Genomic DNA, 12,593 nt, shown 5'->3' on the forward strand with positions numbered 1-12,593 from the left:
CGGTGTGTCCACCGCCCTATAGTCCGTTCGTGCTCAAGCGGAGGAGGTTGCCGTGAGCGGGTTACCGCGTAGGACCGAGCGGATTTCCCAGCCGGTGTCGTAGGGGGAGCCGGTGCAGACGAGCAGTGAACCGGACCCGGCTGAGGAACACCGGGACATGGCGAGCAGATTCGAAGCCCGCCGGGCCGTACAGATCATCGCCCGGCCGGACCAGAGCGTCGTGGGCCGCCGAGCGGACGGGGCGTCCTTGTCCGGGAGGCGCGGTTCGGGGTATCAGGTCGCCGAAGGCACGGTGCTGACCGCCGCGCACGTCGTACGCGACGCAGGGGTAATCGCCGTGCGTTTCGTGCTCGACGACGGCTCCGTGCGCGCGTTGCATGGAACCGTGGTCTTCTGCGACCGGGAAATCGATGTGGCCGTCCTGCGTATCCCAGAGGGCAGTACCCCCGTAGGCCGGACCGCGGACCAGCTGCCGCGCGCCGCATTCGGCCGGATCGACGAGCCGGCTCCCTGCGTGGCCGTGGGCTTTCCCCGGTTCAAAATGCGCCGGACCGTGCATGCTGACGACTCGGTGACGGAGTACCGCGACAGCCGCTACGCGGACGGCACTGCCGTCCCGGGCTCCAACCTCCGCGACGGAGGCCTTGAACTGCGTGTGGCTGCTCCCGAGTCGGACCCCGACCCGGCGCGTTCGCCGTGGGAGGGCATGTCCGGAGCCGCAGTCTGGAGCCGGGGAAGGATCATCGGCGTGGTCAGCGAGCACCGGCGCGCTGACGAGCTGGGAACGTTGACCGCCAGCCGTGTGGACCGTTGGCAGGCACAGCTGACGCCGCCGCAAGCCGCCCGACTCCGCACACTGATCGGCTTTCCCGACCCGACCGTCCGGCCGCTGACGCTGGGCCCTCACGCTGACATCCTGCAGGACTATCTGGCGGCTGCCGAGCGCTCGGTCGCGGCTCAGCCCTACTTCGGCTCATCCGCCGGTTTCGCTCCGCCGTTGGCCGCCGTCTACCTGCGTCAGCTCGCCCGCCGCCTCGACGACGCGCCCGCCACGGGACCGGATGAGCCAGAGCATGAGCTGGTTGTCCCCGGCAAGCGGCTCGAGGCAGCCGACATCCTCGGTCTGGCCGGTAGCTGTGCCGTCGTCGCGGGGCCGGGCGGGGGGAAGTCGAGCCTTCTGCGCACGGTGGCCGCCGCCTCCTTCGCCCGCTGGCGCCGTGATGCCACGGACACCGCGGTGCCGGTACTTGTCCGGGCCGCAGACCTGGTCGGCGACGGAACCCTGCTCGACGCAGCAGCGCAGGCGGTCACTGCCGAACTCAGGTGGCACGGACTTGCCGCCGCTCTCCCCGCGCAGCTGTTCCGGAGTCCCCCCGGGCCGCAAGTGCCCTGGCTGTTCCTGGTCGACGGCCTCGACGAGATCACCGATCCGGCTGCTCGTCGACGCTTGCTGACCGCTCTGTCCGCCCTGGCCGGAGGGACGCAGGGGGCGCACGTGCGCTTCACCGTGGCCACTCGGCCGCTGCCATCAGGGGAGTTGGAACGGCTCGGTCCAACCGTGCCCTGGTACGGCTTACAACCGTTCTCCCCCCAGGACGTGCGGGACGTCGCCGCATCCTGGTTCAGCGCACACGGCCGACCTGATGCGCAGGAGGCGGCCGACCGGTTCTCGGCGGCGCTGGCCCGGCGCACTCGGCTCGCCGAAGTGGCCTCCACGCCGCTGCTGACCGCGATGCTGTGCCGCCTTGCTGCAGACCAGCACGGCCTCGGTGCCCAGCAGGACATCGAACTGCCGGAAAGCCGCGGCGAGATCTACGCGCAGTTCACCGACCTGCTCTTTGCGCGGCTTGCCGACGAGGGCCGGTCCGGGATTCTCGTCCAGGCCGGCCACAGCCTGCGGCGGCACAACCCGGCGGTGACCGACCATGTGCACAAACTGCTGCTCAGCCTGCCTCGGTTGCTCGGCGAACTGGCCCGGCTGCGCCGAAACGGATCCTGCGGGGCTCGCACGGCCGTCGACATCATCGCGGTCCTGCCCGGTGGCGACGGTCCGGCCGGAGTCCCCGAAGCGCACTGGCGCGACTTCCTCGACTCCTTGCTGCGGCGCAGTGGCCTGATGACCCCACGCGGCACGGATCACGATTTCCTGCACCTGACGATCCGGGACTACCTGGCCGCCCGCCAAGCTGTCACGGACCCACAACAGCGCGTCCGAATCCTGCACCAGGCTCTGCGGCTTCGCCGCACGATCCCGCCCGTGCAGGTTCGCTGGACCGCGCCGGACGCGCAGGACCTGTCCTACTTCGGGTTCGTCCTCGACCCTGGCGGGCATGACACGGCAGACACGACGACGGATCTGCTTCGGCTCCTCGGCACCCGGCGCACTCAACTCGACGCGTGTCAGATGCTGGCGGAGCTCCAGAAGCTGGGCGTCGGGCTGCCTGACGTGGTGCGGCAGGAGGCGCTCACCCGGCTGGCAGCCGCCACCAACCGGGTGAGGAGGAAAGACGAAGGCGGCAGGGAACGGCTCGAGGCCGCGCGGATCCTGGCCAGGATGGACCGTGATACCGGACTGGTGGCGCTCGAATCCCTTGCCACCCAGCAGACATACAAGGGTTACCGGTTTGAGGCCGTCCGCGAGCTGGCCTCCTACGACCTGGCCCGGGCAGCAAATGTGCTGACGGCTATCGCCGATCAGCAGGCCCTGGGCGAGCACGGCCGTTTCAGGGCTGCGCGACTGCTCTACCAACTGGACCCGGGGCGCGGACTGGTCTGGTTCAGTCAGCGTTTCGATGAGCGATCCCTGGACGATCCCCTGCGAGAGCGCCTCAGGCACTCACGGGTCCAGGAGTCCGTCGCCCGCAACCTCGCTCTGGTGGACCGGGACGCTGCCATCAGCCTGCTCGAATCAGCTCTGCGAGCCGCCGGCCCCCGGTTCAACCCCGTCGAAGAGCGCCTGGCCGCCGTTCTCGGCGAAATCGACCACGATCGGGCCCTGGCTCTGCTGCGGGAACTGCGGGAAGCAGCCGACCTGCCGGGCATCGCACGCATCTACATCGACAGTGCGCTCGCCGCTCTGGACGAGGCCACCGGCGCCGACACATCCGAAACCTACGTCCGCAGCGACGACGACAGCTGGCTGAGGGTCAAAATCGCTCACCTGATCCCTGAGATGACGGGTGACACATGGTCGATCGCCTCCGCACCTGAACCTGCCGCCCGGCTGAACGAGGCGCCCGGAACGACGCTGCCCGAGGGTCTGATCAACAGTCTGGACGATCCAGCCGCAGCGAACCTCCTGTTCGAGGTCGCCAGCGGCGCGCAACATCGACGTGAGTACCGTGACCTGTGGCGTGTCACCGCGGCCTGGCAGCTTGCGCGGCTGGGTGACCCGCGCGCACAGGAGATTCTCGAGATGTTCGCTACAGACCCGGCTATGGGCTTCCGCTACCGCCGCGACGCTGTCAGGGCTCTGACGCTCGTCGACTGCGACCGCGCGCTCACGCTCGTGGACCAGATGACCCTCGAACCCGGGCGGAGCCGCTCGGAGCGCCGGAACCTGGCCAGAGTGCGTGCCTGGATCCACCAGCGTTCACTCGAGCAGGACACTCATCCTTGACCGGCGATGATCAACTGCCGCCGTCGCAGGGCCGCCCGGCGGACGGGCTATTCCTCGTCGGCTCCGGCATGGCCCGAGATCTGCGGTGCCTGGTGAGTTCCGACCAGTCTCGGGGTGAGGGAGAGCTTGATCCTCTGGGTGTTCGACGCGTCCTTCTTGTGTTCGCCCCCCAGATCGACCACCCAGAAGCGGACCTTGCCCCCGCCGCTGTCAGACCGTTCCACAGCGACTGAAGCCTCGAGCTCGATCGGCCCGAGTTCGAAGCGAAGGTTCTCGTCCTTGCCCGCCTCGATCGCGGCCTGCAACTCCGAGCGCAGGTCTTTGATGACGCTTCCCAGTTCGATCACGAGTCGTCCCCCTCTGGAACCGCTGGCGCAACTGCCATCAAGCGTAGGGCTCCCCGCCTGACGGCCGGGGTGCAAATCGCATTGATTTGACGCTTGGGCCTCTACCCCGCATGCGGCCCGCGGCGATTCCATCGACTTTGACGGCGAGCAGCCGGCCTGACCGTCCGGAGACGGGCGACTCCGACTCTTCGATGGCGAGTCACCAAAGTAGGGATTGAAGAGCGGCCCTGGGATTTTCACGAAGCCTCATCAGTGGTGCCGCTGGTGACACGCAGGGCGTTGCAGGATGCGCAGCCCTTCGTCGGGGTGCCGGAGCACGGCCGTGTCTCCAGGCGGAACCGCCGGCCCGCCCCGTGCTACGGCGTGGGGGGCCGCTGCGGGGAGCGGAGGATGAGCAGGGTGATCTCGCTGGGGGCGAAGAGGCGGAAGGGCGGGCCCCAGAAGCCGGTGCCGCGGCTGGTGTAGAGGGGGGTGCGGGGGCCGTGGTGGCTGAGGCCGACGAGGGCGGGCTGGTCGATGCGGACCAGGTGGTGGAAGGGCCAGATCTGGCCGCCGTGGGTGTGGCCGGAGAGTTGGAGGTCGATGCCGTCGGCTGCCGCTTGGTCGACGAACTTGGGCTGGTGTGCCAGGAGCAGGACGGGGTGGTCGGGGTCGGTGCCGTTCAGGGCTCCGGCGAGGTGGGCGCCGTGGCCGGCGAGGCCGGAGGACTAGGCGGTGACGTCATCCAGGCAGGCGACCACATGGGTGTCGTCTCCGCGTTCGAGCAGCAGAGATGGCGGTGCGGAGCGGCTCCCAGCCCGTCTCGTCCATCAGGTCGACCCAGCCCTGGGCCTTGCTGTAGTACTCGTGGTTGCCGGTGACGGAGACCCGGGCCTGGGTGGCCCGCACGGTGCCGAGTGGGGTGGCCTGGGCGCGGCGGCGTTCGGCCGTGCCGTCCGCGATGTCGCCGGTGTGGCAGACCAGGTCGGCTTCCAGCGTGTTCACCGTCTCGCACACCCGTGCCGACCAGCGGGCGCGATCGAGTGGGCCGTAGTGGGTGTCGGTGATGAGGACGACGCGGGTGCCGTCCAACCCGGCACCCAGGCCGGGGAGTTGCACGTCGAGTCGGCGCACGCGTGGCACGCGGCGGGCCTCGGCGTACCCCCAGGCGAGCAGTACCGACGCTGCGGGACCGGAATGTGGCGGCCGCCGGCCGCAACTGCCGGTTCTCGGCGAACGGGCAGGGCATCGTGGACGCCGACACCCGGCTGGTGATCGCGGCAGCCCGTCCGGTGCCGGGGACGACCGTGGACGCAGCCTGGCCAACCTCGCCATCGTCGCCCTCGACCGGCTCGAAGCACTCGTCCGCAACCGACTCAAGCGCCTTCAGTACCGGTCCGGCACCCTCGACGGCTTCATAGCGGACACCAGCCTGACCCTCGACGACCCAGCTTCCCCCTGACCCGCCGACGTCAGTAATTCCGCGGCGGGTTGACGAAAAGCCAATCGGCCGGACCCTTCCGGATTAATTATCCGGGGTGTTGACGTAATTCGGAGAGGCTTCGCATGCTGGGCTCCGGGCCATCCCAAGGACGCCGCACCGGCACTGCTTGGCCTCAGCCATGGACATCCCGGATCGAGTTGCCGCGCGCTCCGGCGCGGCCTCCCGGGATGAGGAACGAGAGGGCGATTGATGAGTACCGACCCCCATAACGCGTCGCCGATCGGCCGACGGACGCTGCTGGCCGGGATGGCCAGGACGGCAGGCGCGGTCGGCCTCGCCGGCGCTGTCGGCTCGCTGGGGGCGACGGGCCGGGCTGCCGCCGCGGTTTCGCCGGTGAGCGGGCAGTACCCGTCGGCGAAGGGGCGTTACCCCTCGAACTGGCCCGACCTGGAGCCGTACGGCCTCGCGGACGCCCGCATGGATCTGTGGCCGAGGGACGACAACTCCTTCATCCTGCCGCTCGAGCTGCGCCCGCGCGACGAGGAACTCGGGCGGGTCTGGATACGCGACTTCTACGTCAACTGTTTCCGGGTCGACGGTCGCCGCCCGCTCTACGTCGCCACCGGCACCACCCGGGTGCCCGGCCTCGACACCGCCGGCCCCTGGAACGACGGCATCTTCATCTGGACATCCACCTCCCTGCGCGGCCCCTGGCGTCTGGCCGACACCACCGGCATCCGGCCGGGCGCCGAGAAGGGCAAGGTCTGGTCGCCCGAGTTCGCCGACGAGAACCGGCCCGGGCGCACGGTCGTGGCCCCGTGGCAGGAGTACTGGTACGACGACCTGTTCGGCAAGCGCGGCAACGTCTGGGCGCCGGAGGTGCACTACTTCCGCGACACCTGGTACATCGTCGCCTGCACGGGCGACCGCGCGCACAAGGTCGGCTCGTTCCTGCTGGTGAGCGACGGGGGCGTCGAGGGTCCGTACCGGCTCGCCGAGGGCAACCTCGACAAGCCGTTCGGCGATCCGCTGCCCGACGCGCCGTACATCGATCACGGAGCGCGCTACCACATCGACGGCAGCATGTTCACCGAGGGCGACAACGCCTGGCTGGTGCTGCACAACAACCTGTACGCCCCGTTCCGGGACGACATGGAGGACATCGTCCCTACGACGAACCTCCCGGCGTTCCAGCAGCAGCCCTACAGCCCCGAGCCGTACCTGGAGGGCGCCTACGTCTTCAAGCACGGCGGCAAGTACTTCCTGGTGCAGGCCGCGTGGGACCGCACCTCGACGGCCGCCGACGGCAGCATCCGCCACGCCTACAGCGGCGGCGGGACGCAGTACCAGTACGACGCGGTCGTCGCCGTCGCCGACCGCCTGGAGGGCCCGTACTCCCGGCGCTGGACGGCGGCTGTGGGCGGCGGCCACAACAGCGTCTTCGCGGACGAGGGCGGTCATCTGTGGGCGACCTTCTTCCGCAACCCGAGCTTCGGCCACTGGGCCGACCCGACGCGCGTCGCCGACGCCGCGGTGCCCGGCGTCGTCCGCCTGGAGTGGACCGGCCCGCAGGGCAACCGCCTCTACGTCCAGCGACAGAGCCGAGGCCAGGCCATCGGCGGGTGAAGGCCCAGGACGACGCGATCCCCCCGTGCGAGGCGTCAACGGACGCCGCGCACGGTCGGGTTGACCCGCATCCCCGCCCCATTGTCCCGAACGCGTTGTCCCACTGGAAGGGAACACTGTGACCTGCCCGACCGCTCCGAACATCATCTTCTGCATGTCCGATCAGGTCCGCGCCGACTTCACCAAAGGCGTGGGCTTCGAACTCGACACGATGCCCTTTCTCGACTCCCTCGCCGCCCAGGGCACCCGCTTCCGCCGCGCGTACACCACGGCTCCGGCCTGCGTCCCGGCGCGCACCAGCCTGCTGACCGGCAGATGGCCCAGCACCCACCGCGTCCGGCAGAACTCCAGCACCGACGCGACGCTGGTGTCACGCGGCGACGACCTGGTCGACGTCCTGCGCGGCGCCGGCTACCAGCTGTTCTACGCGGGCAAGACGCACATGTACCGCAACAACCCGGCGGAGTACGACGCCTTCTCCGAGTACGGGCACACGAAGGCGCCGGACAAGACCACCGAGCAGCGGGCCTTCACCGCCTATCTGAACTCCATCGACATGGGCCCGACGACGGCGCCCACGCCGTTCCCGGCGCAGCAGCAGTACCCGTACCGGATCGTCTCCGACGCCATCCAGCAGATCGACGCCCGGGACCCCGACAAGCCGTTCTTCGCCTTCGTCTCCACCCCCGAGCCGCACAACCCGTACCAGGTGTCGGAGCCGTACTACTCGATGTTCTCCGAGGACGAGATCCCTGAGCGGCTCACCAGCCCGGCGGACGCGGAGGCCAAGGGCGGCGCCTACAAGTGGCTGCGCGACCTGGTGGAGGAGAAGCGCCCTGGATACGACGGCCTCTGGCGCCGCTACCGTGCCACCTACTGCGGCATGCTCCGCCTCATCGACGACCAGTGGCGCCGGCTCGTCGACCACCTCAAGGAGCAGGGGCTGTACGAGAACACCCTGCTGATCTTCCTCGCCGACCACGGCGACTACACCGCCGAGTACGGCCTGCAGCGCAAGGGCGCGGGCATCGCCGAGGTCCTGGCGAACGTGCCCGTGATCGTGCACGGCTGCGGCATCAAGGTGCAGGACAACAAGACGGACTTCGTCTCGATCGCCGATATCCTGCCCACGGTGTGCGAGGCGATCGGCCACCCCATCCCGCTGGGTGTCCAGGGCCGCAGCCTGTGGCAGATGCTCACCGGCTCCGACTACCCAGCCGCGGAGTTCGCCGACATCGTCACCGAGCGCGGCTTCGGCGGCCTGCCCTACCCCGCCGACGCCCGGCCGCCGCTTCACTTCCCCTACGAGGGCAGCAGGTACGACGAGCTGAACAGCGTGACGCAGAGTGGTTCGTCGCGGATGCTCCGGCACGACCACTGGAAGCTCTACGAGCACGTCGGCGACGTGGGTGAGCTCTACGACCTCGACAAGGATCCGATGGAGCTGCACAACCGCTGGGACGATCCGAGCCTGCGCAAGGTCAAGGCCGATCTCATGCAGCGGGTGCAGCGATGGGCGGTCCGGCTTACCGACGACCTCCCCAAGGGCGTCTACGAGCCCAGGCTCGCCCAGCACAACTGGTACCGGACCTCGGAGGATGACGGAGCATGACCGGACCGAACGACCCCAGCGACGGCAACCAGCAGGCCGGCCCGTCACGCCGTACGGTCCTGCGCGGTGTGGCCGCCGCGACCCTGGCCACGGCGGCCACGACCGCGGCTGCCACCGGGACCGCTTCCGCGGCCGGCGGCTCGTCTGCCGCGGTCGTCGACCACCCAGGCGCGCAGTGGCTGCCCGCCGCCCGCACCAATTTCCGTACCGCGCAGCGTCCTCACAGGCATCCGATCGACTACGTGCTCATCCACGTGACGCAGGAGCGCTTTGACGACGCAGTCGCCGTCTTCCGGAAGCCCGGCCGGAAGACCTCGGCCCACTACGTGGTCCGTTCGGCGGACGGCCACATCGGGCAGTGCGTGAGGGAGAGGGACATCGCCTGGCACGCCGGTCACCCCGACTACGACGACCGCAGCATCGGCATCACCCACGAGGGCTGGGTCAACTCCACCCGCTGGTTCACCGAGGAGATGTACGCCGCGTCCGCGGCGCTCACCGCGGCCGTGTGCGCCCGCTATGCCATTCCCGTCGACCGCACCCACATCCTGGGCCACCACCAGGTGCCCGGGACCACCCACACCGACCCTGGGGCCAACTGGGACTGGGAGCACTATCTCGAACTGGTGCGCCAGGTGAAAACCGCGAGCTGAGCAGCACATCGAGGGGGCGGCGCCACAGGCACCCCCCCCTCGGCTGTTCGGCCCTGTGGGCCATTCGGGCCAATGCCCGGCCAGGCCTCCGCACCCGGCGGACCGGGAAGCGGACATCCTGAGTCGGCCCTGCTCAGCAACGGGGCGCGGACGCGTCGGCGTTCACGCCTCACCGGCGGCGTCTGCGTCCGGACGCGAACTGACCGGCGGCCGTGTGCACGCCACCATCCTGCCGTCGGTCGGCGCCGCGCCGTCGCGGCGGCCGCCCGAGCGACCCCGCAGGATCACGCGGACGGAGCACCAGGGGGCGTCGGCTGCGAGGCGCCGGCGGCGAGGGCCGCTCCCCGCTACGCCGTCTCGGAGGCGTCGTTGGCGCAGCGGAAACCGAGGTTGCCGGAAGAGGACTCAGGTGTGTTCGAGGCGCGCGGTGACTCGGTAGCGGTTGCAGTAGGAGTCGTGGCACAGGCAGGAACCGCCCCGCAGGACACGCGTCGTTCCCGTCGCCGGGCCCTGCGGGTTCTCCTCCGGCGACTCGGCATAGTAGGAGGGGGAGAACCAGTCGGAGCACCACTCCCACACGTTGCCCGCGGTGTTCCACAGGCCGTAGCCGTTGGGGCGGTAGGCCTTGACCCGAGTTGTGGTCAGATAACCGTACTCGGCGGTGTTGTGGTGCGGGAACTCCCCCTGCCAGATGTCGCACCGCCAACGCCCGCCCGGGTGAGTTCGTCACCCCACGCCTAGCGCCGGCCGACGAGGCCGCCTCGCGCGGCGTACTCCCACTCGGCCTCCGTGGGGAGGTGCTTGCCGGCCCGGCTCGCGTAGGCGGCGGCGTCGTTCCACGAGATGCGGACGACCGGATGGTTCTGCCGGCCGGTCATGTCGGAGCGAGCGCCCTCGGGACGGCGCCAGTGCGCCCCGCGGACGTTGATCCACCACGGCGTCCCGGCGACGGAGCCCAGGACGTTGGAGGAGGGGGCGGCGACCAGCAGGTGGAAGACCCCCGAGGAGCCGTGGCGCTCCGCGTCCGTCGCGTAGCCCGTCGCCTCGACGAAGGTGGCGAACTGGGCATTGGTGACGGCGGTTTCGTCGATGTGGAACGGCGCGAACCGTACCGGGTGGACAGGTGTCTCACCGTCGGCCGGGTAGCCTTCGTCGAAGGCGTCGCCCATAGCGAACTCGCCGCCGCGCAGCAGGATCTGCCCGCGGGTCGAGCGGCTGGAGGCGACGGGCTTCGGCGCCGGCGCGACCACGGTGGTCCGCCCACGGGCCACCGGCCGCCGCAACTGTTACTTCCGGTAGGTGGATTCGTCCAGCCCGCTCAGGGTTGCGTCGTGACCCACCGCGCCGACGTCGTACATCGATGTCATCCAGTGGTAGAAGTTGTCGCCGCGTTCGCGTAGGAGGGCGTAGAGGCAGCGCATCATCCGCGAGCGGACATCTGCGTGCTCGGGACGACGCCGTCGGGATTATTTATCCGGAGTGTTGACGTAATGAGTGGGCCTTTCCGATGCTGTACGGCGTGCAAACCAGCAATGGCCTTCCGTGACGTGGCGGATCGGAGCACGAGGTGCTGGAACTGCTGTGCCGACACGGCCCGCTCAGCCGGAGCGGGCTTCGGGAACTCACCGGATTCTGGGAGGACGACTCCGTACGACACGGCCGTGAAGCTCGGCGACGACGGCGCCGTCTGTTCCACCTCGACGGCGGCCCGTGGGAGCTGAGCGACCTGGCTTCGGACAACCCTGCCGAGGTGCATGAGCTCACCAGGCAGATCGGGGTCAGCTTCTGTGATCCCGAGCAAGGACAAGACCGGGCCCACCGGTTCGTCCAACGGCACATCGACGTACGTGAAGCCGAAGGCGGCAACGCGCCCTCAACAGCCGTTGCCCCCGGATGTGAGGGCTGTTTTCGCTGATGAGACCTAACGGAAGGGCAGGCGATCGCATGCAGGGAAGTGGTACGGAATCCGGTGGTGGGCCGCAGCGCAGGTCGACGTCCCGGCGCGGGTTGCTCGGCCTGGCCACAGGCGCTGCGCTCGCGGCAGCCGGGTTGGCGGCCCGCGGCGCGAACGGCGGGCGCGGCGCGGTGACCGCGGCCGACGCCGGCGGTTCCTTCGACGCGGTGCCGGCCGGTGCGGTCGTGAGCCAGGTGACCGCGTCCCCCGCCTCGGGCGTCCTGGGCGCCAACTACAACGAGTCCTTGGACATGATCGACTACGCGGAGCTGGGCGCTGTCTCCGCCACCTGGATGCGTGGCTTCTACCTGATGTCCGACGCCGACTCGGGGGATCCGGCGACGCAGACGGGGATGGCGACGTTGCTGCAGGCGTCGTCCGACGGCTACGGCACGGTGCTCTCCACGAAGTTCCAGTACCACGACACTACGCTTCCAGCGCCGGGTACCGCGGCCATGGACACCGCCCTGACCCGGCTCGACAAGGTCCTGGCGGCGGTGCTCGGGAAGGTCGACATCGTCACCATCGGCAACGAGCCGTTCTACGAGACCAGTCAGGCGGACCGTACGACCTCCGCCATCAACGACTTTTACGAGGCGCTGGCCAAGCACGCCATCCAGTACCGGAGCACGCACTTCGGCACGACCTCCAAGACCGTCTTCTACATGGGGGCGCTCAACGGCCTCGAGGACCCTGCCAACCAGAACGCGCAGACCGACCGCTGGATGACCTTCGTGGCCGGCAACGCCCATATCGCCGGTACGGACATCCACCCGCATGTGGCGGGCATCGACGCGGCGCAGAAGTACCTCGACTACATCCTGCCCTACCTCCGCGCGGACCAGACGTTCCTGGCCACCGAGTTCTCCCTGATCAAGCTCTGGGAGCAGCACATGAGCGACCCGGTGGACCCCTCGTTCGCGAGTGCCTACGGCATTCCGGCGGGCACGTTGGTGTGGCAGGTCATCCACGATGCCGCCAACAACCCTTTCACGGAGCAGAAATGGAACGACTTCCTGCTCTCCAACACGTGGTTCGCCAACCACTCGACCTTCATCACGAACTGGATAGCGCGCATGCGCAACACCGGTAAGCTCGCCGTGTCCAGCTACGGCATCACCGAGGGCGCGCCGATCCCCAACTTCGGTGCGAGCAGTGCCCCTTGGGTGCTCAACAGCATCTTCTGCCCCTACGTCTGCCAGATCGGGACGGGCGGCCTGCCCGGCCGCGACCGCACCTGGGCCTCCTCCTTCCGGGCCGCGCAGTAGGACCGCCGGGCGGCTTACTGGTCCTCGGCCTGACACCCGATCGGGGAAGGGCACCTGAGGGCGACGTGAGGGTCTTCGCCCGCGGCGTTCG

Annotated in this window: 7 protein-coding genes and 4 pseudogenes; 7 read left to right on the top strand and 4 right to left on the bottom strand. The window is 69.4% G+C overall.

Annotation, left to right across the window (positions count from 1 at the left end):
- Positions 1-157 precede the first annotated feature (157 nt).
- A complete protein-coding gene (locus ABZ915_RS34540; RefSeq protein ID WP_361811433.1) occupies positions 158-3,619 on the top strand; it encodes a trypsin-like peptidase domain-containing protein in 3,462 nt (1,153 codons plus the stop codon).
- Between the two features lie 47 nt (positions 3,620-3,666).
- On the opposite strand, the gene ABZ915_RS34545 is transcribed toward ABZ915_RS34540, so the two are convergent.
- Together ABZ915_RS34545 and ABZ915_RS34550 are read right to left on the bottom strand one after the other, a co-directional pair.
- A complete protein-coding gene (locus ABZ915_RS34545) occupies positions 3,667-3,966 on the bottom strand; it encodes a trypco2 family protein (RefSeq protein ID WP_361811436.1) in 300 nt (99 codons plus the stop codon).
- Positions 3,967-4,322: 356 nt separating this feature from the next.
- Positions 4,323-5,130 (bottom strand): annotated as a pseudogene (locus ABZ915_RS34550) (metallophosphoesterase); the annotation flags it as partial.
- Here ABZ915_RS34550 and ABZ915_RS34555 point away from each other — a divergent pair.
- The 5 genes and pseudogenes from ABZ915_RS34555 to ABZ915_RS34575 form a co-directional block, all read left to right on the top strand.
- Positions 5,121-5,267, top strand: a pseudogene (locus ABZ915_RS34555) (IS5/IS1182 family transposase); the annotation flags it as partial. The pseudogenes ABZ915_RS34550 and ABZ915_RS34555 sit on opposite strands and share 10 nt — an antisense overlap.
- Positions 5,258-5,407, top strand: a pseudogene (locus ABZ915_RS34560) (IS630 family transposase); the annotation flags it as partial. The pseudogenes ABZ915_RS34555 and ABZ915_RS34560, both read left to right, overlap by 10 nt.
- A gap of 231 nt (positions 5,408-5,638) precedes the next feature.
- Positions 5,639-7,015 carry a family 43 glycosylhydrolase gene (locus ABZ915_RS34565; protein WP_361811439.1) on the top strand — a complete coding sequence of 459 codons (1,377 nt, stop codon included), beginning with the start codon at positions 5,639-5,641 and terminating at the stop codon, positions 7,013-7,015.
- A gap of 118 nt (positions 7,016-7,133) precedes the next feature.
- Complete coding sequence (locus ABZ915_RS34570; protein WP_361811442.1) at positions 7,134-8,627, top strand: sulfatase-like hydrolase/transferase; 1,494 nt, start codon at positions 7,134-7,136, stop codon at positions 8,625-8,627.
- The gene (locus ABZ915_RS34575) at positions 8,624-9,280 is read left to right on the top strand and encodes an N-acetylmuramoyl-L-alanine amidase (RefSeq protein WP_361811445.1); all 657 of its coding nucleotides are present in this window, start codon (positions 8,624-8,626) and stop codon (positions 9,278-9,280) included. Before ABZ915_RS34570 ends, ABZ915_RS34575 begins: the two co-directional genes overlap by 4 nt.
- Positions 9,281-9,627: 347 nt before the next feature.
- On the opposite strand, the pseudogene ABZ915_RS34580 reads toward ABZ915_RS34575, so the two are convergent.
- Both ABZ915_RS34580 and ABZ915_RS34585 read right to left on the bottom strand, forming a co-directional pair.
- Positions 9,628-10,476 (bottom strand): annotated as a pseudogene (locus ABZ915_RS34580) (formylglycine-generating enzyme family protein).
- A gap of 90 nt (positions 10,477-10,566) precedes the next feature.
- Entirely contained in the window at positions 10,567-10,704 is a 138-nt protein-coding gene (locus ABZ915_RS34585; RefSeq protein ID WP_361811448.1) for a hypothetical protein, read from the bottom strand.
- Between the two features lie 520 nt (positions 10,705-11,224).
- Here ABZ915_RS34585 and ABZ915_RS34590 point away from each other — a divergent pair.
- Positions 11,225-12,502: a hypothetical protein gene (locus tag ABZ915_RS34590; protein ID WP_361811451.1), complete on the top strand. Its 1,278-nt coding sequence runs from the start codon at positions 11,225-11,227 to the stop codon at positions 12,500-12,502.
- Positions 12,503-12,593: the final 91 nt, after the last annotated feature.

Origin of the sequence: Streptomyces sp. NPDC046915 (assembly GCF_040644935.1) — a bacterium.
In the GTDB taxonomy this organism is placed as follows: domain Bacteria; phylum Actinomycetota; class Actinomycetes; order Streptomycetales; family Streptomycetaceae; genus Streptomyces.

What these genes read in the sequence shown, in the direction of transcription:
- ABZ915_RS34575 (WP_361811445.1), top strand. Translation starts at nt 8,624, where the DNA reads ATGACCGGACCGAACGACCCCAGCGACGGCAACCAGCAGGCCGGCCCG.
- ABZ915_RS34540 (WP_361811433.1), top strand. Translation starts at nt 158, where the DNA reads ATGGCGAGCAGATTCGAAGCCCGCCGGGCCGTACAGATCATCGCCCGG.
- ABZ915_RS34565 (WP_361811439.1), top strand. Translation starts at nt 5,639, where the DNA reads ATGAGTACCGACCCCCATAACGCGTCGCCGATCGGCCGACGGACGCTG.
- ABZ915_RS34590 (WP_361811451.1), top strand. Translation starts at nt 11,225, where the DNA reads ATGCAGGGAAGTGGTACGGAATCCGGTGGTGGGCCGCAGCGCAGGTCG.
- ABZ915_RS34585 (WP_361811448.1), bottom strand. Translation starts at nt 10,704, where the DNA reads ATGATGCGCTGCCTCTACGCCCTCCTACGCGAACGCGGCGACAACTTC.